Annotated in this window: 25 protein-coding genes; 3 read left to right on the top strand and 22 right to left on the bottom strand. The window is 33.3% G+C overall.

What is annotated here, in order from left to right:
- Positions 1–236 precede the first annotated feature (236 nt).
- The 4 genes from ACWV26_RS09755 to ACWV26_RS09770 form a co-directional block, all read right to left on the bottom strand.
- On the bottom strand, positions 237–1,208 hold the full coding sequence (locus tag ACWV26_RS09755; protein WP_455898144.1) for an NAD(P)H-dependent flavin oxidoreductase: 972 nt from the start codon (positions 1,206–1,208) through the stop codon (positions 237–239).
- Positions 1,209–1,517: 309 nt separating this feature from the next.
- A complete protein-coding gene (locus ACWV26_RS09760) occupies positions 1,518–2,345 on the bottom strand; it encodes a radical SAM protein (protein WP_455898218.1) in 828 nt (275 codons plus the stop codon).
- A 23-nt stretch (positions 2,346–2,368) separates the two neighbouring features.
- On the bottom strand, positions 2,369–2,887 hold the full coding sequence (locus tag ACWV26_RS09765) for a methylated-DNA--[protein]-cysteine S-methyltransferase (protein ID WP_455898145.1): 519 nt from the start codon (positions 2,885–2,887) through the stop codon (positions 2,369–2,371).
- Between the two features lie 4 nt (positions 2,888–2,891).
- On the bottom strand, positions 2,892–3,476 hold the full coding sequence (locus ACWV26_RS09770; RefSeq protein WP_455894574.1) for a bifunctional transcriptional activator/DNA repair enzyme AdaA: 585 nt from the start codon (positions 3,474–3,476) through the stop codon (positions 2,892–2,894).
- A gap of 144 nt (positions 3,477–3,620) precedes the next feature.
- Between ACWV26_RS09770 and ACWV26_RS09775 the strand changes: the two genes are divergently transcribed.
- On the top strand, positions 3,621–4,508 hold the full coding sequence (locus ACWV26_RS09775; RefSeq protein ID WP_455894575.1) for a DNA-3-methyladenine glycosylase family protein: 888 nt from the start codon (positions 3,621–3,623) through the stop codon (positions 4,506–4,508).
- Between the two features lie 95 nt (positions 4,509–4,603).
- Positions 4,604–5,569, top strand: coding sequence for a quinone oxidoreductase family protein (locus ACWV26_RS09780; RefSeq protein ID WP_455894576.1), 966 nt, complete (start codon positions 4,604–4,606; stop codon positions 5,567–5,569).
- A 152-nt stretch (positions 5,570–5,721) separates the two neighbouring features.
- Here ACWV26_RS09780 and ACWV26_RS09785 read toward each other — a convergent pair whose 3' ends face one another.
- From ACWV26_RS09785 to ACWV26_RS09820, 8 genes are all read right to left on the bottom strand, one after another.
- Positions 5,722–6,159 (bottom strand): cell wall hydrolase, encoded by a 438-nt coding sequence (locus ACWV26_RS09785; protein WP_455894577.1) that lies wholly within the window; start codon positions 6,157–6,159, stop codon positions 5,722–5,724.
- A 173-nt stretch (positions 6,160–6,332) separates the two neighbouring features.
- Complete coding sequence (locus ACWV26_RS09790; RefSeq protein ID WP_455894578.1) at positions 6,333–6,965, bottom strand: hypothetical protein; 633 nt, start codon at positions 6,963–6,965, stop codon at positions 6,333–6,335.
- A 185-nt stretch (positions 6,966–7,150) separates the two neighbouring features.
- Complete coding sequence (locus tag ACWV26_RS09795; RefSeq protein ID WP_455894579.1) at positions 7,151–9,151, bottom strand: FtsX-like permease family protein; 2,001 nt, start codon at positions 9,149–9,151, stop codon at positions 7,151–7,153.
- On the bottom strand, positions 9,141–9,902 hold the full coding sequence (locus ACWV26_RS09800) for an ABC transporter ATP-binding protein (protein ID WP_455894580.1): 762 nt from the start codon (positions 9,900–9,902) through the stop codon (positions 9,141–9,143). Before ACWV26_RS09800 ends, ACWV26_RS09795 begins: the two co-directional genes overlap by 11 nt.
- A gap of 100 nt (positions 9,903–10,002) precedes the next feature.
- Complete coding sequence (locus ACWV26_RS09805) at positions 10,003–10,986, bottom strand: sensor histidine kinase (protein WP_455894581.1); 984 nt, start codon at positions 10,984–10,986, stop codon at positions 10,003–10,005.
- Positions 10,987–11,679 (bottom strand): response regulator transcription factor, encoded by a 693-nt coding sequence (locus ACWV26_RS09810; protein ID WP_455894582.1) that lies wholly within the window; start codon positions 11,677–11,679, stop codon positions 10,987–10,989.
- Positions 11,680–12,018: 339 nt separating this feature from the next.
- Positions 12,019–14,802, bottom strand: coding sequence for a dynamin family protein (locus ACWV26_RS09815; protein ID WP_455894583.1), 2,784 nt, complete (start codon positions 14,800–14,802; stop codon positions 12,019–12,021).
- A 250-nt stretch (positions 14,803–15,052) separates the two neighbouring features.
- The gene (locus ACWV26_RS09820; protein WP_455894584.1) at positions 15,053–15,490 is read right to left on the bottom strand and encodes a DUF3291 domain-containing protein; all 438 of its coding nucleotides are present in this window, start codon (positions 15,488–15,490) and stop codon (positions 15,053–15,055) included.
- 418 nt (positions 15,491–15,908) lie between these two features.
- On the opposite strand from ACWV26_RS09820, the gene ACWV26_RS09825 reads away from it, so the two are divergent.
- Positions 15,909–16,079, top strand: coding sequence for a hypothetical protein (locus ACWV26_RS09825; protein ID WP_455894585.1), 171 nt, complete (start codon positions 15,909–15,911; stop codon positions 16,077–16,079).
- Positions 16,080–16,171: 92 nt separating this feature from the next.
- Here ACWV26_RS09825 and ACWV26_RS09830 read toward each other — a convergent pair whose 3' ends face one another.
- The 10 genes from ACWV26_RS09830 to ACWV26_RS09875 all read right to left on the bottom strand — a co-directional run bounded on the left by ACWV26_RS09830 (position 16,172) and on the right by ACWV26_RS09875 (position 25,663).
- Entirely contained in the window at positions 16,172–16,654 is a 483-nt protein-coding gene (locus ACWV26_RS09830; protein ID WP_455898219.1) for a GNAT family N-acetyltransferase, read from the bottom strand.
- Between the two features lie 181 nt (positions 16,655–16,835).
- Complete coding sequence (locus tag ACWV26_RS09835; RefSeq protein WP_455894586.1) at positions 16,836–17,558, bottom strand: amino acid ABC transporter ATP-binding protein; 723 nt, start codon at positions 17,556–17,558, stop codon at positions 16,836–16,838.
- The gene (locus ACWV26_RS09840; RefSeq protein ID WP_455894587.1) at positions 17,551–18,213 is read right to left on the bottom strand and encodes an amino acid ABC transporter permease; all 663 of its coding nucleotides are present in this window, start codon (positions 18,211–18,213) and stop codon (positions 17,551–17,553) included. Before ACWV26_RS09840 ends, ACWV26_RS09835 begins: the two co-directional genes overlap by 8 nt.
- Positions 18,214–18,235: 22 nt before the next feature.
- Entirely contained in the window at positions 18,236–19,024 is a 789-nt protein-coding gene (locus tag ACWV26_RS09845) for a transporter substrate-binding domain-containing protein (protein WP_455894588.1), read from the bottom strand.
- Between the two features lie 324 nt (positions 19,025–19,348).
- Complete coding sequence (locus ACWV26_RS09850; protein WP_455894589.1) at positions 19,349–20,320, bottom strand: SLAC1 family transporter; 972 nt, start codon at positions 20,318–20,320, stop codon at positions 19,349–19,351.
- Positions 20,321–20,566: 246 nt separating this feature from the next.
- A complete protein-coding gene (locus ACWV26_RS09855) occupies positions 20,567–21,355 on the bottom strand; it encodes a transporter substrate-binding domain-containing protein (RefSeq protein ID WP_455898220.1) in 789 nt (262 codons plus the stop codon).
- Between the two features lie 29 nt (positions 21,356–21,384).
- A complete protein-coding gene (locus ACWV26_RS09860) occupies positions 21,385–22,686 on the bottom strand; it encodes an aspartate aminotransferase family protein (protein ID WP_455894590.1) in 1,302 nt (433 codons plus the stop codon).
- A gap of 409 nt (positions 22,687–23,095) precedes the next feature.
- Positions 23,096–23,956, bottom strand: a complete 861-nt coding sequence (gene speB / locus ACWV26_RS09865; RefSeq protein WP_455894591.1) for an agmatinase — start codon at positions 23,954–23,956, stop codon at positions 23,096–23,098.
- A gap of 82 nt (positions 23,957–24,038) precedes the next feature.
- Positions 24,039–25,529, bottom strand: coding sequence for an aminotransferase class I/II-fold pyridoxal phosphate-dependent enzyme (locus ACWV26_RS09870; RefSeq protein WP_455894592.1), 1,491 nt, complete (start codon positions 25,527–25,529; stop codon positions 24,039–24,041).
- Positions 25,526–25,663: a hypothetical protein gene (locus ACWV26_RS09875; protein ID WP_455894593.1), complete on the bottom strand. Its 138-nt coding sequence runs from the start codon at positions 25,661–25,663 to the stop codon at positions 25,526–25,528. The genes ACWV26_RS09870 and ACWV26_RS09875 overlap by 4 nt, the downstream gene beginning before the upstream one ends.
- Positions 25,664–26,078 lie beyond the last annotated feature (415 nt).

The following is a 26,078-nucleotide window of genomic DNA, read 5'->3' on the forward strand; positions in this document are numbered from 1 at the left end:
TTTTTTAAAAAATGTTATTAAACTAAAAGCATTTTAGTAAAGAATCATTTTGATTTTATCACTAGTCATCTGTAAATGGATATAAAATGAATTTTATTAATAAGCAATACATCAAGTATCTTTGGAAAATAAAAAAGCCTTTCCATCAGAAAAGGCCTTTACTCCCTGTTACAACTCTTATAGTTTCTCAACTTGGTTTTTTTGATAAAATTTAGATTGTGAATAGTCTCCTGAATTTACAATGTTCCAATTTTACTACGCTTTATAAGACTATCTCTAGCTTCAAGATATTCCATATAAAGAGTATCTACAAACTCTGCTGCACTAGTAACCTCTTTAATAACACCGATTCCTTGACCACTTCCCCAAATATCCTTCCATGGCTTCACGGCCCTTTCTCCAAAATTCATCTTAGATGGATCGCTGTCTGGAAGATTGTCAGGATCTAATCCAGCTGCTCGGATTGAGGATTTTAAGTAATTTCCATGAACACCAGTAAAAAGATTACTATACGCAATATCATCAGACGTGCTATCAACGATTGCTTGCTTATAGGCTTCATTTGCTCTGGCTTCATGCGTTGCTATAAAAGGTGAGCCAATATATGCAAAATCAGCTCCCATCGCTTGAGCAGCCAAAATCGCACCTCCTGTAGCAATCGATCCAGACAATGCAAGCGGACCATTGAACCACTGTCTGATTTCAGAAATTAATGCAAATGGACTTTTCACACCTGCATGACCACCTGCTCCTGCAGCAACAGCAATCAAACCATCAGCGCCTTTATCAATGGCTTTATGTGCAAAATTGTTATTGATAATGTCATGAAGAACAATTCCTCCATAACTATGTGCTGTATCGAATATTTCTTTCCGTGCGCCTAGTGAAGAGATGATAATAGGAACTTTATACTTCACACATAATTCCATATCGTGCTCTAACCTGTCATTAGACTTGTGAACTATTTGATTAATAGCAAATGGTGCAGCCGGATGTTCAGGATTTTTTGCGTTGTAAGCTGCAAGTTCTTCGGTAATTTCCGCCAACCATTCATCAAGTTGTGATGCTGGTCTAGCATTAAGTGCAGGCATTGATCCCACTATTCCTGCTTTGCATTGCTCTATTACGAGCTTAGGATTACTGATAATAAATAATGGTGCCCCAATTACAGGGATACGCAAATTCTGAAGTATTGTCGTTTTTACCATTTGTTTGTTTCCTCCATTCTATTTAAAACGTGGTATATCTTCCAAAACTTTATTCGATTAAACTTTCTAAATGGTTCAAATCATCAGAACTATCTTCTATTATTTTTATGTATATAAATAAATGAAAAGACCAATTAATCCTTCTCTTTATATGTCTTCTATAGGGGGGATAAAGACTTTCTCTATTAAATCACTAATAAAAATCTATTCTTATTTGTTAAATGTAAATGAAAGATAAAAAAATCGATCTCCAAAAAATATAGAGATCGATTATATGAGGTTTTTAAGTTCTAGGGTAACCCCATTTCGTTACGGTTCAAATCCTGCTTGACTAATATAAATCTGGTTTTCTTTGAAGACTTTTAGAAACCTTGTATATACGTTTTTATAGGCATGTGGTCCATACCATTCTTCTAATCCTAGCTCTCTATACTTATTCTCCATTTTTAGCCTTTTTGTGCGTTGTCCTCCACTGCCGTCACCCATAAAATAATCATCAATGCATATTCGATCTATTCGCTCCACAGATGACTTTAGTTTTTCGGCAAAATATTCTCCGCTAGGCAATACAGGCGCTATAGCAGCTTGAATTGGTATTCCGGCTTCACTTAGTTTTCGTAATGTGTTAAAACGAGCCTGAATTGGAGGTGCTTTAGGAGTAAAATGTTTTCGAATAGTTTCTGAATCCGTCTCGATAGTCATACTTACTCGGACTTTATCTTTTAACTGTTGAAGCAAATCAATATCTCGACTGACAAGTGGGCTTCTTGTTTGGATGAGTAGAAAATCTGGTGGCTCTTTTACCATTACTTTTAAAAGTGATCGTGTCACCTTTTCTTTAGACTCAATTGGCTGATAAGGGTCTGTGCTTGAGGACATGAATATCGTCACTTTTCCTTTGGCTTTCGCCTTACGAAGTTCTTTTTCAAGTAAAGCTGCTGCACCATTCTTAACATCTACCCATTCTCCCCAGTTGCCTTCTCGAAATAGAGCTACAGGCATTTGTCGAACATAACAATAAGAACATCCAAATGAACAACCTGTATAAGGATTCAGTGAATGTGTATATCCAGCCAAAAATCCTGTCCCTTTATTCAATATCATTTTGGGATTTTTATAGAACAATTCACTTTTCAGGGGAACCACACCTCTCGCTTTAGTCAAATTTGTTTTTCTAAATCCAACAATTTTACTTTCATATCCAACCCACCACGATATCCCGTTAATGCACCATTCTTTCCAACTACTCGATGACAAGGAACTACAATTAAAACACTATTTGCTCCAATAGCTGCTCCAACCGCACGAACAGCAGCTGGCTTTTGAATGGCTTCAGCAATTTCAGTATAAGTTCTCACTTGTCCATATGGAATTTCACAAAGAGCATTCCAAACAGCTAGTTGAAAAGCTGTCCCACTATAATCAAATGGGATTGTGAAATTATGTCGTTTACCTTCTAGATACTCTACGATTTCTAGTTTATAAGGCTTCAGCATTTCCGCATCTTCAATAACTAAACTTCCAGGTAAATGCTTGCCCGCCCATTTAGATAATTCCTCAAACGGCTTATTTTGAGAACCTACATAGCAAAGTCCCTTAGAATTAGCAGCTACATATAAACGCCATTCTTTACTTTCTAATAATGACCAATAAAGTATTAGGCTCTGCTTTGTTTTCACCTTGTTATTCCTCCTTCTTTTTCTTTAAATGCTGCCTGCGAAACTGTGCTGGCGTAAGCCCCATCTTCTCTTTAAACAACGTGATAAAATAGGATGTATTCGGTAGACCTACATATTTTGAAATTTTTTCAATTGTTTTGTTTGTTTGTGTCAAATATTTTTTAGCTTCATTTAATCTAATTATTTGTATATATTCAACCGGTGTAACTCCAGTAATCTTTTTAAATGTTCGATGTAAATGATAGGGACTCCCATGGGCAATATCTGCTAAAGAATCTAGCGTTAATTTATTAGCATAATTTTTATCAATGTATTTAGTGACAAGTGCAATCCACTCGCTATCAGGCAATTTCTCATTTGTTGGCTTACAACGTTTACACGGTCTAAAATTTGCTTGTAATGCTTGTTCTGCATTTGTAAAAATACATACATTTTCTCTTTTGGGTACACGAGATTTACATGACGGTTTGCAAAAAATCCCTGTAGTTTTTACTGCATAAAAAAATATATTGTTATATGATGCGTTATTGTCAATAATCGCTTGCCACTTTTCATCTGTTAGCCTATTATCATCACGATCTTCCGACATTTTATCACCTTCTTTTTTTATTATAACCACTATCTATTCTGAATTTATAATTTTCAAGATGAAACAGCAAGATAGTGAAATTTTTCAAAACTATTATGTGATACATTAAAATAGAAATCTTTTGTACAAAAAGGAAGATGAAAAATGACAGAATCCATTATCCTTCAATTACCTAAATTTTTTGATTCAGCTGCTAACTTAGGTTATCTAACCAGGGCAAAAAATGAGTGCATGTATGAAGTAGAAAACGGCATGATTACAAAAGCAATAGTAATTGGAAAAAGCCGCTATTTAGTACAAATTAACATAGTGGATAATAAGAAAATGCTTATTCAATTTTTAACTAATTCAAATGGAGAACAGCAGGAAGCAGTTGCTCAATATATTCGTGAATGGTTTGATCTAGATACAGATTTAACTTCATTTTATGTAATGGCAAAAAATGATCCATTGCTGAAATATTCGGTTCAAAAGTTTCGTGGCTTACGAATTATGGGTATTCCAGATTTATTTGAAACGCTTTGTTGGAGTATTATAGGTCAACAAATCAATTTGGCCTTTGCTTATTCTTTAAAAAGGCAATTTGTAGAGAGTTTCGGCGATTTTATAGAATGGAATGGCAAAAAGTATTGGACCTTTCCGACTTATGAACAGATTGCGAAATTGACACCTGCTGATTTAGCAGATATCAAAATGACTGTAAAAAAAAGCGAATATATCATCGGTGTTGCGAAGTTAATGGAAAAGGGTGAATTGTCCAAAGAAAAACTATTGAAACTGGAATTTGAAGAAGCGGAAAAAGCTTTAATAAAGATTCGCGGAATCGGTCCGTGGACAGCTAATTATACACTTATGCGTTGTCTACGGTTCAAAGAAGCCTTTCCGATTGATGATGTAGGCCTAAAAAATGCGATCAAAACCCTATCCAATATGGATCGAAAGCCTACAAAAAGCGAGATTTTAAACATAGCAAAATCATGGAAAGACTGGGAAGCATACGCTACATTTTATCTCTGGCGTGTACTTTATTAATAATGATGTTTCATCGGTGCTTAAAGGTCATCCTAAGCAAACAAACAAGATTAATGTTAAAATTATTTCATTCTATTGCAAAAGGAGTTTTTGTTTTGAAAGCACTTATTTTCAATGAATTTGGTAGTTCTGATGTTTTACAATATCAAGAAATACCAAGTCCAGTAATTAAACCAAATGAAGTTTTAGTTCGTACAAAAAGTATTGGGCTAAATTTTGCTGATATATATAGAAGAAAAGGAAATTACCATTTAGCTGGTGAACCACCTTATATACTTGGTTATGAAGGTGCTGGGATTATTGAAGCAATCGGTAAAAATGTAACTGAAGTACAAATTGGCGATCGTGTTGCATTTGCAGATGTTCCATTTGCGAACGCTGAACTAGTTGCAGCTCCAATTGATAAATTAATCTTACTTCCAGATGAGATCTCTTATGACGTGGCATCATCTGTTCTTTTACAAGGGTTAACAGCACATTATTTAACCCATGATAGTTACGCTCTTAAACCAAATGATACAGTCGTTGTCCATGCAGCTTCTGGTGGGGTCGGACAAAATTTAGTTCAAATCGCAAAGATTATTGGCGCTAAAGTGGTAAGTCTTACATCAACTAAAGAAAAAGCGGAAAAAGCATTAGAAATTGGTGCGGATATTGCTTTTACATATGATCAAAATTGGATTCAATCCGTCATTAAATTTTCGGAAGGAATTGGTGCAGATATTGTCTACGATTCTGTTGGCTCTACTCTTATGAACAGTTTCGAAGCAACCCGAATTGGCGGCACAGTCGTATTCTTCGGAATGTCTGGCGGTGATCCTGCTCCTGTTGATCCTCGCATGTTAATGGATACTTCCAAAACACTTACAGGTGGCGATTTATGGAATGTTTTGACATCATTTGAAGAACGCCAAAACCGTTCTAAACAATTATTTGAATGGATTATTGCGGGTAAACTTCAGATTCAATCACCCACTATTTTCTCTCTTCAAGAAGGAGCAAGAGCCCATGACTTACTTGAGAGCCGGAAAAGTACCGGGAAAATATTATTGCGACCATAAGAAATGTCCCTACCCTTGTTAAAATGGATCAATATAACAATTTGAAATAAATGCATAAAAAAGCTGAACTAAATTTAGTTCAGCTTAAATATTATTAATAATGATTTTGAAAGTTATCTATTGATTACTCATACAGTCCTTCGGCTACCTTATCAGGAGTAAACACTATCGCAAGTATTAGGTGCTGGCTCATAAAAGCAATGGTTTTTAAATTGACCAGAAAAAGGTTGACCATACCATGAATCCGGACATGGTGCATAAGGATTAAAATACCAAAGGGCCCATCTCGCTGGTTGTTGTCTCCAATAATCTAAAGTTTGTCTTGCTAATCGTTGTTCATTTGGTCTAGCTCGTTGATAAAACATATTCCCCTTTTGCACCGCTTCAAATGAATAATTTCCACCTTGTACTTGAAAAATCACATCTTCAATTGTTCTTAAATCTTTAAAATCCAAACAGTCTGCTACCAAGCGATTAACAATTACATTTCCAATATACAACATCCCTTGGTTTCCTTCACCTTCACCTTCAGCTCTCATCATCCTTGCAACTAAGTCAACATCTGCATCACGGTAATTTACTCTTGGCATTTTTTCACCTCAAAAATATAATATGAAAAAAACTATAAATTGTTGTCATTCGTTTATACAATAAGAAACCTGAAGTTTATTGCATACAATTTTAAGTAAAAAACATGGATTTAGGTTAATCTTTTCTCCACACATTGATTACTTTTATAACGAATGACAAGAACTTCTAGGAACTAATTCACTAGTTTTCCATTTATATTCAATATGTTAATTTCATAAGAATCACTATGAGATAATAAATTTAATTGTAAGAATTCATTAACTGTCGCTTCTATTTTGTTTGCTAACTGATGCGCTTCATTATTTGAACCTTTGATCGATGTTTCAATGGTAAGTGATTTTTGATATTTAGCAGTTATGCTTCTGATTACTTCGTAGTCTTTAAGACTTTCCGTTAAATCCGCTCCTAGAATTGAAAGTTCTTTTTCTTTTTTAAAAGTTTCATCATTTTCATCGGTATTAAAATCCCATCTCTCAAAGACGATAGTATAGTGTTTTAATGCTGAAGTTCTCATAACACTTTTTGCAATGGTTGCCATATTGTCTTTTACGGAATTAAAATATTCGTCATCCCCTACAACCTGTATCACCAATTCTTTTTTTGAAGTCGTTTTTACATCAAACCAAACGTATTTCGCACCAAGCTTATCTTTCAATTGAGATATACTTTGCTTTTCTTTAGTAGTAAAAAGTTCCTGTTCTTCTTTATTTGCAAAAGAATCAACTTTTAAACTCTTATTTAACAGGATTAGAGAGGTTATTGAAATTAAAAGTATTCCAGCAATTAATATTACCCTTTTTGACAAATAATCCCTCCTATTAAGAAGGTATGACATTTATCCCCCAAATAATGCAAGAAAACAGAAAGTTATCTGATTTAGAATAGGTTCTAGTGTATTAATTATTCGTGTCGTAAATCCATAGCTTCTTGATCTTCTTAAGAAAATCAAGAAAAGGCATCATAGTACAATTTCTACCATGATGCCTTTTCTTATAACAATTCATTTATAATTTTTCGATAATACTTTGTTGTCAGTATTGCAAAGATTGAATATAAGAGAATATAGATTGCCATTGTAATGAGGAGTGGAACAACCAATTCGGTTCCAAATAACATCCAACCAGATTTCACAGCAAAATAGCTATGGCAAATTCCTATTATTAAAGGTAAACCGAAGCTAAATAATTGTTTTCGGTGTATCCCTTTCATAATCTCATCTGTAGAAAAACCGATTTTTTGTAATGTCAAAAATGAACCACGTTCTTCTTCAGCTTCAGTCATTTGCTTAAAGTATAGAATACTTCCTGTTGCAAATAAGAAAGCCATTCCTAAAAAACCAGTGATAAAAATTAATAGTCCCATACTTTCTAGCGTCTGTCTATAGTCCTCGTGTTTTGCATTGAATTGGCGAATTTCAGTTGCACCATCCTTTAGTTTTGCTTTATAGGTGCCTTCATTCGTCGTTTCTTTATAAATCGAATTAGCCTTATCCATTTGTTGCTTATTTGTAATTGTATATCCATTAAATGATTTCCATACTGTGTTCGTTTGGATTGCCTTATTCTTTTGAAGTTGATTAAATAAATCATCTTTTATAATAATTGCTGGTAAAGCATAAGTAAGTTGTGAAGGAATACTTGCTTGTTTTTCAATAGCGACTAATGTAAGTTCTTGTATAGAACCATCGATATGAAGAATCATTTTCTTTCCTACTTCAAATGGAATAAATTTTTGCATGATATCGCTATACCCAGACATAATTGCTTCATCTTTTTTGAGATGAAGTTTTGGAATAATTTGTTTTGCATCGCTTTCTCTTATCACAATATTATCCATATTTAAGTTATTTTGATTAAGCGATTTTTCTTTTAATAATGGCGTTACATCGATTTGCACATTTAAAAGATCATAATGATTTATTTTATATTCTATATTTTCCCTTTGTAATGCCTTTTCAAATGATTTTCCATTTGCTTTTTCTTCACTATTAATTACAGACATATCGTAAGGAACCAATTGTTCGGTTTTCGCATCTACAGAATAATAAGATATATAAGATAAAGATAGAATTGCTAGTGCTAAAGCAGTCAAAATTGTAATGATGGTTAGAGAAAGCACATTGCTTTTCATACGATGCATAATTGATGTAATAGAAAGTACATCATTCAAAGATAAATGACCTTTACGAGACATTCGAATCATATTCATGATAAATGAAATAGAATATCTAAACACTAGAAATGTTCCTAAAATAACGCAACCTAAAACAGTCCCCATCTTTATATACAAGTCCATAATTTCAGTGGTTTTATCCATTTCAAAAAGGGTCGTTGAGACATAATAACCATATATGATTAATGCAATACCTAACAAACCTAAGAGAATTTGAAATGGATTCATCTTTTTCAGTTTAAGTTCTGCTTTACTTGTTGCTTTAAATAAATCTAACAACGAAGTGCGATGAATGACCCACATAGTTTGCAGTAATACCACGATTAATAATATGGCAAAAACGATTATTGTTTGTAAAAGGGCCTCAATTGAAAAATCTAGCGCTACCTCTCTTTTTGTATCGATTACTTTTAAGAAAATTAATGCAAAGAATCTTGAAAAGAAAAATCCGATAAGAATGCCAATAAGTGTTGCGCCAACCCATAGAATGAGATTTTCAAATGTTAGCATGTATGAAATGATTGTTTTAGGAATCCCAATCATTTGGTACAATCCAATTTCTTTACTCCGTCTTTTTAAAAATAACTGATTGGCGTAGAAGACAAAGAAAAACACAATGATTAATAGCAAGATGGATCCTACCTTAAATCCAGCTTCACCTTTCATGCTTGAATGTGTTAGCTTAACCACAGCTTCATTATGTTGTAATGTAACAAACGAAAAATATAAAGCTGCACTAAAAATAAGTGCGAAAAAGTATAAGTAATAGTGCTTTATATTTTTTCTCATGCTTCGAATTACAAGTGTACTAAGCTTCATAACCGTCACCGCCTAAAACACCTTGCGTTTTCATAATTTCTTGGAAGAATTGAGTTCGTGTTTTATCTCCTTTATAAACTTGCGTATAAATTTCACCGTCTTTTAAGAATAGTACGCGGCTACAATAACTTGCTGCTAATGGATCATGTGTAACCATCATGATTGTCACACGATTAGCTTTGTTTAGTATTTCTAAATTTTCAAGTAAAGCTGCTGCTGCTTTAGAATCAAGCGCACCTGTTGGCTCATCCGCAAAAACAATACTAGGCTTCATAATAAGTGCGCGAGCTGCAGCTGTCCGTTGTTTTTGTCCACCTGATATTTCATGAGGATATTTGTTTAGTATCTCTTCAATGCCTAATTGTTTAACGAGTTGAATGCACCGTGCCTCTGCCTCTTGTTTTTTAGTTTTTCCAACCGCTAAAGGTAGAAGGATATTTTCTTTTACCGTTAAAGTATCAAGTAAGTTATAGTCTTGAAAGATAAACCCCATTTCTGTACGGCGAAACGCTGATAATTGTTTTGCTTTCATTTTTTGTAAGGCCTGATTATTTATTTCGACGATGCCTTCAGTTGGGCGATCAATTGAACAAAGTACGTTTAACAAGGTTGTTTTCCCAGAACCTGATGGCCCCATTATACCTACAAATTCTCCTGCTTCAACCTCTAAATCGATTCCTTTTAAAACTTCTTGAGCGAACAATTTTTTTCCGTAAACTTTTTTAATTTTACTTGCTTTTAATATCCCCAAATTTGATTCCCTCCTGCATTTGATACTTCTATTCTATAAAGAAAAGGACTTGGAATCGTTCGATTAACGTGACATTTTGAATTGGTAAATGACATTTTTGTCACTTAGCAAGAGTTTTGACAAATTCATTAGCATTAGGAAATGTAAGTGTAAATGTACTTCCCTCATTTACTACAGAATGTACATCTATTGTAATGCCTAGTTTTTTAGCCGCATTTTGAGCTAAATAGAGTCCCATACCCGTCGATGCACTTTGTTTTCTCCCAGTTGAGCCTGTAAAAGATTTTTGAAATATACGAGGTAAGTCAGCTGGATCAACTCCAACTCCAGTATCTTGAACATGCAATTCTTGATGTCCATCGTTATCAATTGTTACATAAATGGAAATGGTATCTCCCTTACGACTATACTTCACTGCATTTGATAAAATTTGCCGAATAATAAACGAAAGCCATTTTTGATCAGTTAAAACGGTTACTTCAATATTATCTGCATCAATTGCTAAATTTTTTGCAAAACACCATGATTGAAGTTCCTTAATTTCTTGTAAAACAATTGGATACAAAGCTACCTTGTCCAATACTGTGTCTTGCTCAATATTAGCTAGTCGTAACGTGTGCAACGTTTGATCGAGTAGAAGATGTATGCGTAACCACTCTAATTCCAATGGTTTTCTTGTATTTTGAGGCAAATCTTCAATCATCAACTTCATCGCCGTTAATGGTGTTTTCACCTCATGAATCCATGCCAAATGTTGATCTCGTTCTTCTAAAAATTGTATCGATAGTTCATTCTTATATCTCTCAATTTCGAGCTCTGACTCATTCAATTTAGACAGAATCAGGTCTTCTAGATGATGAAATTTCCTTGGTGAATCTGTCATTTTTTTAACTAAATTCATTTCTTTTAAATAGCGCCAAACAAGAAAACAAATAAAGAAGAAAAGAAGTGTTGCGTTAAGGTACATTGTAGAAACAACATGTGTAAATCCAACATCCAAATACAAAAGTACATTCATCCAAATCATACAAAATATAAAAAAGGCAATCCATGAAAGTTTTTCTTTCAAATACAGTAGAATCAACTATTGCACTTCCTTCGTCACAGCCATATAACCAAGGCCTTTCTTCGTCACAATAACATCTAATAATGAAAGTTCTTCCAATTTACTTCTCAAACGGTTCACATTAACGGTCAATGTATTGTCATTGACAAATCGTTCATCGTCCCACAGCTTTCGCATTAGGTCATCTCTAGATACAATTTGGTCCTTATGTTCTAAAAGAATGCGAAGGATAAATTGTTCGTTTTTTGTAAGCTCAATGGTTTTGTTGTTTTTAAGAATTGTACTTGTTAAATAATCAATTGTTGCTCCATTCCAAATCACATGTTCGACTTTTTCTTCTGAATAATCATATGTACGTCGTAATATTGCTTGTACTTTCGCAATTAACACATCCATATTAAATGGCTTTTGAATATAATCATCCGCCCCCATTTGCATGGCCATTACCATATCCATTGGCTGATCTCTTGAGGATAAAAATAGAATTGGCACCTTCGTAATAGAGCGAATTTCTCGACACCAGTGGAATCCATCAAATGCAGGAAGTTGAATATCGATAATTACGAGTTGCGGCTGCACCTTCTGAAAATTGTCCATTACATGTTTAAAATCAATTGGTATTTCAACTTGCATATCCCACTGCGCAAAATGTTTTTGGATGAGTTTTGCAATTGCTTCATCATCCTCTATTAATAAAATGTTAAATGCCATTTGAACGCTCCTTAGTCAATTTTTCTAAGCTTTATCATACCATTTTTAGGGAAAACTTTTTGTTTCAGTTACTTGTTTTATATGATTTTTCTTATTGCAATTTTTTTATAATTTATATAGACTGGCGAGGTATATAGAACAACAAATAATTTACTTTTATGATGAATGATTTTCATGAAAGAAAAAGTTTCGATTCTTTCAAGATATTTTCTATATCAAAAAAGCGCTCATCTACCATTACAGGTTAATAAGCGCTTTAATTGTATTACACAGTGAAATAAACAAAAAACAACTCCAAAATCACTATTTAAAGTGTATTTTGAAGTTGTTTTAGCTTTATTATTTGTTTGTTTGTAAAGTTATATCTTGATAGAAATGTTTTTTACCGATATTAAAAATCACTTCACATTGACGTAATCTCAATTCAAAGAGCGTTATTGAATCATGATAAACTTCAGGATTTGCTTTCAGTTGTTGCAGTGTATCTTGATTTTCTTGTATTTCCATATGGCTGTTTTCTACCGCTTGTTCCAACTCGCTAAATGAATTTCTAAAGAATATAGTAATATCTCGCTCTAACGCTTTTTCAAATAACTCAAATTGCAAGAAGAATTTGTTTGTAATTAATGCTGTTACATCCGTGTAATCTTCATTTTCTATATATTGTTTATATTTATTATAGATCATTGCTTTATTATTTTTAGGGAGAACTCCAAATATTTTACCGGCACCTTTCAGTAAAATTTGAGTTGCTGAAAATCGATGTAAGATATTAACTTCATCCATTTGAATACTTGTTGTCATTCGATCAATATCTCTTTGCCAGTCATCAAGGACTTTAAAATCACCTTCTAACTGTATTCGATCTTCTCCACATAAATAATTAATTCCTTCACTGATTTCATTTAAGTACGATTGACTTTCGAAGAACTCGTTATTAGAAATTTCAATCCAATTTTGCATAGAGCGAACAAGATTAGGTAGAACAGTTTGTTGTAGATAATTTTGAATTCTGTCATTCATTGCTGTATTTAGTTCAGTCTCAATATGACCATAATTGCTTTCTTCACTAATTAAATCAGAACAACCCTTCAAAAGTTTTGGGATATCTACTACAAGATCATTGGCAATTTTGTTTTTCATCGTTCGATATGAACCTGTAATCAATTCGATTTTTTCTTCTTTAAAATCAGTAAGGTTATTAATAAAACCATTTAGTTTAACTAACATATCTTCATTCCAATTAGTAGAATCAACTATGTTGTTTTCCAGCTCTACACGTTTATTTAAAAGATATGTTATTGCTTTTCGAATGAAAAATAACAGTTTTTCTGTACGTTCTGCATCGATATTGTTATGGTTAAAGTTAAAATGTATAAACTCAGTTAAATCGTTTAGTTGTTGTTTATTCGTATATAACGATGAGTAAGGCAAAATTCTAGCTCCAGGGAAATATACATTTACTCTTTCTTGTGTATCATGTATAACTCTTTTTAATTCTACTTCACTGTATATGTTATCAATTTTATTTAATAAGAAATGAATTTGTAGTTTTGGTGCATGTTTTTGAATACTTAAAAGCATGTCACGCTCTTTATCAGTAAATGGTGAATCAGCATTCAAGATGAATAATAAATCATCTACAGAATTTAAATACTCAAATGTCTCATCTGTAGTATCATTGTTTCGATTAAAGCTAGGTGTTACAACGAATGTAAGTTTATTTCTATTTAAAAAGCTAGATGGTAATTTATATTCAACACATGCTTTATCAATATTTGTTTGTTCATGAAGATTCATCATGTTTTGATACTCAGATAAGTCATCAGTTGTTGAAATGGCTGAATCTGTAATAGCATTAATTTCTGTTTCAGCGTCATTTTTCAAGACAATAACATTTGATATTGCGTTTTCGAAAATAGGTTCTCCTAGTATAGAGTTTATAAATGATGTCTTTCCATTTCCTGAAGTTCCCGTTACCAAAAGTCGATTTGTTCTTAGATCTGTAAGCTCGTCAACTAACCATCTAAATCGATGACCCATTTCTAAATCATGTTGCTTTGCCCACTGTGTAATAGATTCAAAAAGATGCAAACTATACTCTATGCCATTCACATCATTCATTGAATAGGACAGTAGTTTTTCCGCTTGTTGAATATTTGCTGAATCTATTTTGGAAGGGAAAATCTCATCCCATGCTAAAACTGCTGCAGATAGAAATACAGAGTGAGATGGATCGACTACCTTTAACCAATTGGTGAAAAGATTTGGCATTATATCGTGTAGTTGTGTTAACAAATATTTACCCTTAATCAATTCAAAGTATGTTTCTTCATAAAGAGAAGAAATGTTGCCCCATATTTCGGACGATTGAATTTCGATAGTTGAGAAAAATACATTGATTGTAGTGAGCCACAATAAGTAATTTTGTTCATTTTTATAGCTGCGCCAAAGTGAGGAAACCATTTGTGTAAATTGTACTTGATCCATATTATATAAAGTAACAAATACATCATTAAAATACGCTGGCGAAATATGTTTTGTATATCCCTTATTTACATACTCCTTTAAAACCTCAAACCATTGAGAAGATTGTGTTCGAATCAACTCATTCACAGCAAGTTCTACCGCACTATCGAAATCTCGCTGTTCTTCATAAAAGGAACGTGCAATTTTTGTAACATTTGGATAATCAGGATTTAAAGAAACTGCTTCTTTAATAACAGTGAAAGCTGAATCAAGTTTATTCTGTTCTATGTAAAGAGACAGTAATTGAAGTGCAATTTCAGTCAAAAGAATTATGTTATCAGTAGTAATAGAGGTATAAACATTTTCAGCAGCTGATAATTGGTTAAGTTCTACATAGGCATCCGCAATATTTTTTTGTGCCCATGGTACTAATTCATTACTAACTTTCTCCCATTTAAAAATAGCTGATTCAAAATCTTGATTATGATAATAAAATTCACCTTGTGCAAAACGAATATCAGATCCATCTGCAATCTCTTTTTTTACTTCGTTTAAATAAACTTCTCCAAGGACTTGAAGAGGTGGATGTGTCTCATTTTCCGTTAGGAATGTTTTATAATATATCTTTTCAATTAATTGTTTTTCTAAACTCATATTTCCCCCACCATATCTTGAAGAATACAATTTCTTCATGTGTCAACTCTTTTTTGTATTTATACTTTTTATTGTAGCAAAGAATGTCTGGTGGTAAATTTCATTTTTCTATCATTTTTTTAGGTAAGATTGAATTTTGATGAGATAAGTTTCAGTTGTTTTGCATTTTCCTTTCAAGTTCGATACAACTTTTGTTTTTTATTAATAAATATGAATATTTTATTCTATATTTTTACAATTGATACCCATACTACTTTAATAAGTATGGGTCCCCTTTTTCATCAAACACTTGCTTAAAGTCAAACGCATAAGGAGTTGGTCCATTCTTAATGTAATGGTTGTATCTTTTGAAAGCGTCCTTCCACGAAGTATCCTTTGACTTCTCTGTCCACCATACTACATAAGAAAGATGTTTTTCTTGATAAGGAACCATCCATTTGTTACTATCACGCAATGCTTGCCTATGAAGGCCAGTATAGGTAAAACGATATAAAGATTGTAGACTTTTCCATACGCTAAGTGTAATTACTGGGAATCCATTCTTCTTTTTTGCTTCTTCAGGTAAAAGTATTCCTTCAGGCGAAAACAATTCTATAAGCTGACCTGACTTAGCGGCCTGACGAATTACTTCATTCCCTACTTCAAAAAACTCACGAGAGGCTGGGTGATCATAGGGTTGATTTAACATTCCAACTGTAAAGATGGAAACAAAAGAAATTTAAATCCCTCCATTTCAAGTTTTTACTTATTTATATTCAAGTTTTGCTTATTGCTATTCCTTTTTATATTTATATAGACTAGCGAGGCTTATACTATTAAAAGATTATAATAGAAATAATTCAAGAAAGTGGTCAACCCTCGCGGATTTAGAAGTAATTTCCCTCGTTAAATTGCCAAGAATTAGTCGTTTCAATTGAATTTCCCGCTATTTTCTGAATTTTTCCCTAGAACAAAACAAATAAAGTCCTATTTTAAAGTAAAATCAAAGGAAAACTATTTTACATCATGCCCCATATATCAAATAATGAATTTGTTTTCTTCACTCTAGCAATGTACAATAATATGGAATATACATTCGTACATTACCCATGAAATGAGGTTACACTATGTCATCCAATCAACCATCTAATCAAAATTCAGCTGAGAAGAAAGAATTTACTACTGAAGAAATGTTACAAGAAATTAGCCGCCTAACTGAATTGCTTCAAAAAGACAATATTACTGAAGCAGAATACTTAAAAGAAAAAGAAAAACTGATGAACATGATGAAATCATAGAAGTTATCTTATCTAAAAAAGCCATTCAGGATACAAAAATCCTAAATGGCTTTTTTCATTTGAAATTATATGAATTATTTCCTGCGAGAAAATTAAACTAATACAGCTGCTTTTTCAAGTTTCTTTGTCATGTTATACCAAACTTCACCGCCATGCTCTGATTCTGAAACACCATCGTTTTCATAACCATGCTTTTCATAAAAGGGTATTAATGTTTCGAGACATGTTAAAGTGACACTTGTGCGATTCTTCAAAGCAGCTTCCTTTTCAAGTTCAGTTAATAAAATCGAAGCTATTCCCTTTTTTCTATGTGATGGATGAACTGCAATTCCAAGTATACTTTGAACGCCACCTGTTTCTGGGTTTTCCTTTGTTTCGCTAAATAAATCATCTGTGATGAATGGATTATCCATAACAGGACCGTTTATAAAGCCTAGAATTTCTTCCCCTTCTACTGCTATTAAAAAGGTATCTGGAATCATACGTATTCGATTAACGAACGCTACTTCTGTTGCAGCTTCATCGGGTGTAAAGCTTAACTTTTCTATTTCCATTAATTGATCGAAATCATCCATTTCTACTTGTCTAATAATCAATTGAATTACTCCTTATCTATCTTAAGGTGGCTGAAAAAATTATATATCTATTGTTACGTATCGAGATACATTTTGCAAATGGAAATTTTCCTATATAAAAAAAGGCGCCTAAAATTCAAAAGAAAAATTAGGTGCCTCCTTAGAACTATTCATAGAAACCTTATAGTACTTTTTCTAAAAAGTCTTTTGCACGTTGTGTAGAAGGGTTTTTGAAGAATTCTTGTGGCGGTGCGTCTTCGATTAATTGCCCGCCATCTAAAAAGAATACACGGTCCGCTACTTCACGTGCAAAGCCCATTTCATGCGTTACAATCAGCATGGTCATCCCTGTGACTGTCAATGATTTCATAACATCTAGCACTTCTTTTACCATTTCAGGATCTAGTGCTGATGTTGGTTCATCAAAAAGCATAATTTCTGGTTGCATAGCTAATGCTCTTGCGATGGCAACACGTTGTTTTTGACCACCTGAAAGACGGTTTGGATATTCGTCTTTTTTATCAAAAAGACCAACTTGTTTCAATAATTCTTCGCCGCGCTTAACAGCTTCTGCTTTTGATAATTTACTTACTTTCATCGGTGCATAGGTTAGGTTTTCCATTACTGTTTTATGAGGAAACAGATGAAAATGTTGAAATACCATACCAACTTTTTCACGAAATTTCATGAGGTTAGCTTTTTTTGCTGTAATTTCTTGATCATGGATGACGATTTTACCACTTGTCGGAGTTTCCAGTAAGTTCATGCAACGTAAGAAGGTTGATTTACCTGAACCAGAAGGACCTATGATTGCGATTACTTCGCCATCTTGAATTGTTGTAGAAATGCCTTTTAGCACATCGTTATTACCAAACGATTTGTGCAAGTCTTGTACATTAATCACCTTTTCTCATCCTTTTCTCAACCAATTTACCTAAATAAGAAAGAACTAAAACAATAAAATAATAGATAACACCAGCAATTAGTAATGGCTCGATATAATGGAATGTCGCGCCACCAACAACATAAGCACGACGCATAATATCAAGTGCACCGATTACTGTAACGATTGCTGTTTCTTTTGTTAAGGATACAAACTCATTTATTAATGCAGGTATAATATTCTTTAAAGCTTGTGGTAAGATGATATCTTTCATCATACTACCATAAGAAACGCCAAGAGCTTGTGCTGCTTCACTTTGCCCTTTATCTACAGCCATAATACCTCCACGAATAATCTCAGAGATATATGCTGCTGAATTTAACGAGAATGCTAGAATTGCAGCTGGCATAGGTTCAATATCAATATTAGGGAACATTTGTGGAATCCCCATATAGATAATTATTAATTGTAAAACTAGTGGTGTTCCACGGAATACAGAAGTATAAAAATCCGCTAGCCATTTAAGCGGCTTAATGCCGCTTAATTTAACTAGTGAAAGTAAAACTCCAAGTAGAAATCCGAGAACACACGCAACTGCCGCAATTTCAAGTGTGATGCCAATACCTTTTAAGATATAAGGGATCGACGGTACAATTGGTGTGAAATCTAAATTCATCTAAAGAACCTCTTTCCCTATATTACTTAACTTTGAACCATTTTGCTTTCATTTTATCGATTTCGCCTGCATCATCTAATTCTTTAACAGCTTTGTTGAATTCATCAACTAACTTACTTCCCTTTTGGAATGCAGCTGCTTTCTTTTGATTTTCAACGCCTTCGATTTTTGAATATTTCAAATCAGGGTTTTGTTTTACATAATTTTCTGCAACAATATCTTCAAGTACGATTGCATCAAGTCTGCCAAGTTTTACTTCTTGGATCAATTCAGGTACACGGTCACGCGTTTCAACTTTTACAGTTTTCACTTTATCAGCAATTGCATTTGCTGTGTCTTGTTCGATTGAAGAAACTTGCGCACCGACTTTTTTATCTTTTAAGTCATCGATTTTATCGAATTTAAAATCTTTTTTTGTGATTAAATAATCATGCGTATCGTAATATGAATCGGTGAAATCGACTACTTTTGCACGATCTTCGTTAGGCGTAATACCTGCCATTGCAAAATCGATTTTCTTAGATTGTACAGCAGGAATTAAACTGTTGAATTCCATATCTTGAATTTTCAATTGATAACCCATTTTCTTCGTTACGGCATTTGCTAAATCAACATCAAAACCGATAATATCTTCTGATTTTGTTGCGTCAATATATTCAAATGGCGCGAAGTCAGCAGATGTTCCCATAACAAGTACTTTTTTGTTTTGATCAGTATTTTGATCTGTAGCAGTTTTCGTTGAATTAGATCCACATCCTGCAAGTGACAATGACAATACAGCAGCTGCTGCAAATAACCATTTCTTTTTCATATCTATTGCTCCATTCTATATGTTGTGTATATATTCTTTCATTTGAGGGCAACTATTTTGCATATAAATACGGGTAAGCTACAAATAATGAATATATATAAATCAATATTTATGAATATAATAACATAAATATAAAAAAACTAAAGTCCTTTTAAGTAAGAATGTGCTTTTTTTTTTGAATTATGATAGAAAAAATTCACGAAAAAGAAAAATAATGATTTTGTCGAAAAAATCAATCAAATCCGAACTTTTTGTCGTTTTTCCTTATTCCTCGGGTAATATTTCTTTTCTCCATTATTTCCTTACGAACATATTTCTTTTCGCTCATTTAAGTATCTTAGGCTTCACTCTTTTGCATATAGTACTTTTTAGAAAAATGAATACTTCAATTACAAAAAGGATCACGACTACATATTTCCCTATTTCCACAACCATTAATCTCGCATGTTCAAATAGTAAACCTTTCGGTAAATGAATTGTAAAGTTAACTAACATTCCAAATGTAAAGTTTCGTGCCCATTGAGTTGGATGATAAGCAAATAAGCCATTATTAAAGCCTAAACTTTTCACACGCAAAACAATTCGAATTAGTTCAATACATTCTACAAGACAAAATAAAATGAAATCAATTAGCCAAAAGTAAATTAGCCAGTTACCTAAGTTTTTCATCGAAATACATAATGCTAAACCAGTAATGGATAAAGCTCCGTGAATTATACAATTTGTATTCGCCCAATTTAAAATAGTATTATGAAGAGTATTTTTTAAAATAGCAATCATAATAAATACAATACCAATCAGATAAAAAACAAACCCAAGTATGACCATTCCTAATTCAAGTCCCCTTGGAATATTAATTGAGTAAATAGTTGCTGCAACAATGACAAGTGATTGTGTGGCAACACAACTCAGTAAGATAGCACCATGTAATTTAGCAATGTATTCTTTATTCTTACAAAAAATAATAAAATTTCTAACAATGAACCACAAATACCAGAGCCAGTTTATGAAATCAAGTCCAAAGAATACTATGCTTGATAATTGCAATTGAGGAAAATAATAATGGGCGTTCAGTAAAACAACAGAAGTTGATGCAACCCATGTTCCAATCGCAAAACTATTGATTGGATTATTTGTATGATTCTGAGATAATGTCCCCTTATTAAAATCGAGTATAAAGAAAGACAAAATGGCTCCATATACACAAAATAAAGTAATTGCCAATATGTGTCCAACTACCAGTGTATAAAATGGGATATTTTGGATAACACCAACAAGAATTATTCCCATAGCCATCACGATGGCACCTGAAGTTGTTGGAATGGATTTGACTTTTAGATAATTGAAAAGGTAACACAATATCCCTATGTAAATAATGAATAATAGAAAATAGTACATATTAACACGACCTTTAGTAAATTTCCTATTCAATTATATATAGAATATATACATAGTTAATACTAATATCTGTGTCATTATTAAAAGCATACAAAAACCTCATTTCATAATAGAAATGAGGTTTTTGATTTATGGTATATAAAACTATTTCATTTTAAACCATTTAGCTTTTAACTCGTCAACTTTTCCTTCTTTTTTAAGTTCATCGTAAGCTTTGTCGAACTCTGCAGTTAATTTGCTTCCTTCTGGGAATGCTGCTGCTTTAGATTGGTCTTCTTGGTTTTGTATTACATAATACTCTAAATCTTTGTTTTGTTTTAAATAATTTTCAGCTACAATATCTTCAGTAATTAACGCATCAATACGGCCGAGTTTTACTTCTTGTACTAATTCTGGGATACGGTCGCGACTGCTAAGTGTAATACCTTTGATTTGTTTTGCTAATGATTTTGCTAAATCTTCTTGGATAGATGATGTTTGCGCGCCTACTTTTTTCCCTGCTAAATCAGCATCCGCTTTAATACCACTACCTTTTTTAGTTAGCATATATTCTTTTGTATCATAGTAAGATTGAGAGAAATCTACTACTTTATCACGTTCTGCATTTGGTGTCATACCTGCTAAAACGAAATCTACTTTTTTTGCTTGAAGAGCTGGAATCAAACTATTGAATTCCATATCTTTTACTTGTAATTTATAACCCATTTTATCTGTAACTGCTTTTGCTAGATCAACATCAAATCCAATGATGTCATCTGACACTTTCGCATCGATATATTCAAACGGTGCATAGTCTGCTGCAGTACCCATCACTAATACTTTGTCTTGTTTTGTATTGTTAGAAGTATCAGCTGATTTATTTGAATCGTTTGATCCACATCCTGCAAGTGAAAGTGCTAAAACTGCTGTTGCTGCGAAAAACCATTTTTTCATTTTCATATTAAAAACTCCCTTTTGTGTAATTACTTAGTTGTATATTTTTCTAAAGCTCGATCTAACATGTTCAATCCATCATCAATTTGTTCTTTTGTTATGGTAAGTGGTGGAATCATTCGAATGACTTCCCCCTCATTTCCGCAAAGGTAGAACAAGACACCCTCAACAAGAGCCAAATCTAAAATTTCTTTAAGCGCTTTACCATCACCATGACCCGTTGTAGGATCGATTACATCAATACCAATCATCAAGCCTGTTGCACGAACTTCACCAATGCAGTCATATTTTTCTTGGATTGCTTTTAGTTGTTCAACTGCATATGCACCAACGACTTTTGAATTTTCAATTAAATTTTCTTCTTTGAAAACTTCAAGTGTTGTTAAAGCTACTGAACATGCAATTGGATTTCCGCCAAAAGTTGTACCATGTGAACCAATTGGCCATTTTTCCATTAATTTATGGCTAGCAACCGTTGCACTTAAAGGAAGCCCAGATGCAATCCCCTTTGCAATCGCCATAATATCCGGTGTTACGCCAAATGTTTGAGCGGCAAACCATTCGCCTGTTCGGCCAAATCCAGTTTGAACTTCATCGAAGATAAGCAAAATTCCATGACGATCACATACTTCACGAATTTTCTGTAACCATTCTTTAGGTGGAATGACATAACCACCCTCTCCTAAAACTGGTTCCACAATAACTGCGGCAACCTCTTCAGGTGTAACTTGATGCTTGAATAATTGGCCAAAATCATGTTCAAGTTTGTCCACTACATATACAACTGGATCAACACCTTGAGGCGCTTCTTTCACATTTGCATATGGAATTTGATAGGACAAGTGTGATGGTTGCATAAATTTGCGATATTTACTTTTAGATGTTGTGACACCTAACGCTCCCATTGAACGTCCGTGGAAGCATCCTGTGAAGGAAATAACATATGGCCGCTGTGTTGTGAACTTCGCAAGTTTTAATGCCCCTTCAATTGCCTCTGTTCCGCTATTTCCATAGAAGAAACAATCTAAATCTCCCGGTAAGATTTCTCCAAGCTGTTTAGAAAGTTCTAATATTGATTCATACATGATAACCCCAGATGGTCCATGTATTAATTGATCAGCAGCGTCCTTAATACTTTGCACGATTTTAGGATGACGGTGACCCGTGTTCGCAACAGCGATGCCTGATGTAAAGTCTAGATATTTTTTACCGTCTGCCCCGTAGTAATAGCATCCTTCTTCTTTTACTACAGGTAGGTTGGGATGATCTTTTGCCATGCTTGGTGCTAAATAATCTCCCATATTGTCATATAAATCGAGCCAACTTACCATTGTAATTCCTCCAATAAATTCTGAATAAACATAAATTAATATTTATGAATATAATAACATAAATATAAAAAAAGAAAATACCCATTTTATGAAAAATCAAATAAAACCACTTAAACATTGAGATTTTTCAAGTAATTTATATACTTATTTTCCCTTATATTATACAAATAGGAATTTCCCTATATCTTTATCGAATTATTGTTATGCATAAATATTAATAATGTATAATTATGACTAATTTAATTGTAGGTTTAATACAAAATTTCAGAATAATTTTTCTCCAGTTGCGGTTTAAAATTGACTTCTACCAAAATAGAATGTAAGAAAAAAAGAAGTCAAACTAGAATTTCCCTCCTAGATTGACTTCTTTATGATGAATTAGATTAATACATGTCTATTCAATATTTTCTTATTTACTAACAGTTAACAACATTTCACGAATTGTTTTACATGCTACAGCTGTAGAAGCACCGCTTGGATCGTATTGTGGTGATAATTCAACAACATCAGCAGCGACGATATTGTTTAAATTTTGTAATTGCATTATACCATTTAACAATTCTTTATACGTAATGCCTCCTGGCTCAGGAGTTCCTGTGCCAGGGAAAGTGCCTGGGTCTAATACATCCAAATCGATTGTAACATACACAGGAAGGTCTTTTAAGTCATTGACAACTTCTGCTAGTGTATCAATTGTAAAACGTTCCATGTACGTATGTTCTTTTGACCATTCAAATTCTTCTTTAAGACCTGAGCGAATGCCAAATTGGAAAATACGACCGTCTCCTAAAAATTCATGGCAACGACGAATGATGGATGCATGAGATAATTTTTCGCCCATATAATGTTCTCGTAAATCTGTATGTGCATCAATATGAATTACATGCAAGTTAGGGTATTTTTCGAATGCTGCTTGGATTGTTGGAAAACTTACCAAGTGCTCGCCACCAACCATCACGAATTTTTTGTTATCCGCAACAATTGAACGTGTAAACTCTAATATCTCTTTCATCGTTTTTTCGGTATTTCCAAGTGGTAATTCAAGATCCCCACCATCATAAATTGCAACATCCTCTAGGTCACGATCTAAATATGGAGAGTATGATTCTAATCCATATGAGTCTGGACGAATTGCTTGCATGGCAAAACGAGTTCCAGGTCTAAAGCTTGTTGTTCCGTCAAATGGAATACCGAAAAGTACTACTTCTGATTCTTCATAATTATTATCACAACCGATGAAAGTTGAGACATTTAGTGGATTTTGTGGCATGTAAATTTCCTCCTGCATATTGCGTTTGATTGTAATACATGATGCATAATTCTTGCACTTTTTATCTATAATTGACTCTATTTTATAATTCTTTTACAACTGTAATATGATGCTTTAAATCAGATTCAGTGAGAACATTCCCGAAGTTTTCACAGTAATAATAGTATTGTTGAACGACTTCTTCTGATATTAGCTCACCCGGAATTACCAATGGGATACCTGGTGGATAAATCATTAACAAATCAGCACTAATTTTCCCTTTTGCCATTTCAATTGGAACTAATTCATGTTCTGCATAATGTGCATCTCTAGGACTGATCATTAATTTATTTGCATGAGTTGGCGTTACGCTTGTTGAGTATATTGGCTTTTTGCCTCCATAAACTTTATCGATATCTTTTAGTGCCCATACTAATTTTTTTAATGATCGTTCATCGTCAGCTGTTGTAATAACAGCCATCACAACATAACCTTCTGCTAGCTCCATTTGAATTTGATACTTTTCTTTTAACAATGTATATACTTCGAAACCTGTTAAGCCACAATCATTAACGCGAATGACTAGTTTCGTCCAGTCGTGAGATTGTGAACAGTGATGATTTAAATAGTCGCTTTTTAAAACTTCAAAACATGTATTTTGTTCAATATCACGTACTGTTTTTTCTACTAATGGAATTAAGGCTTTAAAACGTTCATAACCGTACAATGCAAGGTCATGTCTTGCTACATCTAAAGAACTCATTAATAAGTAATTGGCACTTGTTGTTTGTAACATATTCAATGTTTTTTGCATTTTTTTAGCTGAAATTCGGCCTTCATTTAATAGTAGAATCGAACTTTGTGTTAGGGATCCACCTGTTTTATGCATACTCATTGTAACAATATCTGCTCCTGCAGTAATTGGATCGAGCATTCCTGGCATAAAAGGTAAATGAGCTCCGTGTGCACTATCTACGATTACTGCCATACCGTTTTTATGAGCAAGTTTACAAATTGCTTGTAAATCATTCATAGACCCAAAGTATGTTGGATATGTAACCAAGATAGCTGTTGCTTCTGGATAAGCTGCTATTGTCTTTTCAACGTTTTTTAGTGAAATACCATGTGATATACCAAAATGTACATCTACTTCTGGTTCGATAAAGACTGGTTTTGCACCACTTAAGATAAGTCCGTTCATCACAGATTTATGACAATTACGAGGCACGATTAACACATCATTAGGTTTACATGTTGCTAAAATCATGGCTAAAATTCCAGAAGTTGTTCCATTTACTAAGAAAAATGCATGGTCTGCTCCAAATGCATCTGCAGCAAGTTGTTGTGCTTCTTTGATTACGGATTCTGGATGACTTAAAAGATCTAATTCTTTCATCGAATTAACATCCATTTTCATTGCCATTTCGCCAAGTACATATTTTAAGGGGCTATCTTGTGCACCCATTTTGTGCCCTGGCACATCAAATGGAGTGGTATTTGATTTTGCATATTTAACTAATGCATTAAATAGTGGCATACGTTCTTGTGCGATGGATTCTGCTGTAGGTGCGAATTGTTCTTGTAAAATATTCATGATTGAACTCCCTTTCCCAAAATGTTGTCAGTTGCCTTTGAAAAAGGGCTTTCAATAATTTCTTTTTGTTTTACATTAATTTTCATACTTTCAACTAATTCTAATTCCGATGTAAATAAAGTTTGTTCAGTCAATATTATCCTCTCCTACTAAAAAAAGGTTTTTAGCATGCAAAAAAGCTCTCCAACCATTAGAAGGAAAGCTTCGATAGATATCAACTGCTTATCCTCTTATCGTTCACAAAACTTCGTACATTTTGTGCTCAGGTTGAGCCCCAACATCTGAAAAAACAGACTGGTTTGCCACCGTATCCTAGACCCCTCGTCTCAACGGTTACTAATAAGAGCAACTTTATTTATGCTGGAATTAATACTAAATTATTTCTTTTAAACTGTCAATTCATTTTCAATAAAAAATTTTTGGGTTTTGTTCTTTTTTGAATTCATTAAAAAATAAAGCGCTTTCATTCCAATCATATTTTTAAAGTAGAATCATAAAGTGGTACATTTTGCGCAAAAACAAAAAGACATTTACCTAAAAAATCAAGCG

It is taken from the genome of Rummeliibacillus sp. JY-2-4R (genome assembly GCF_053847205.1).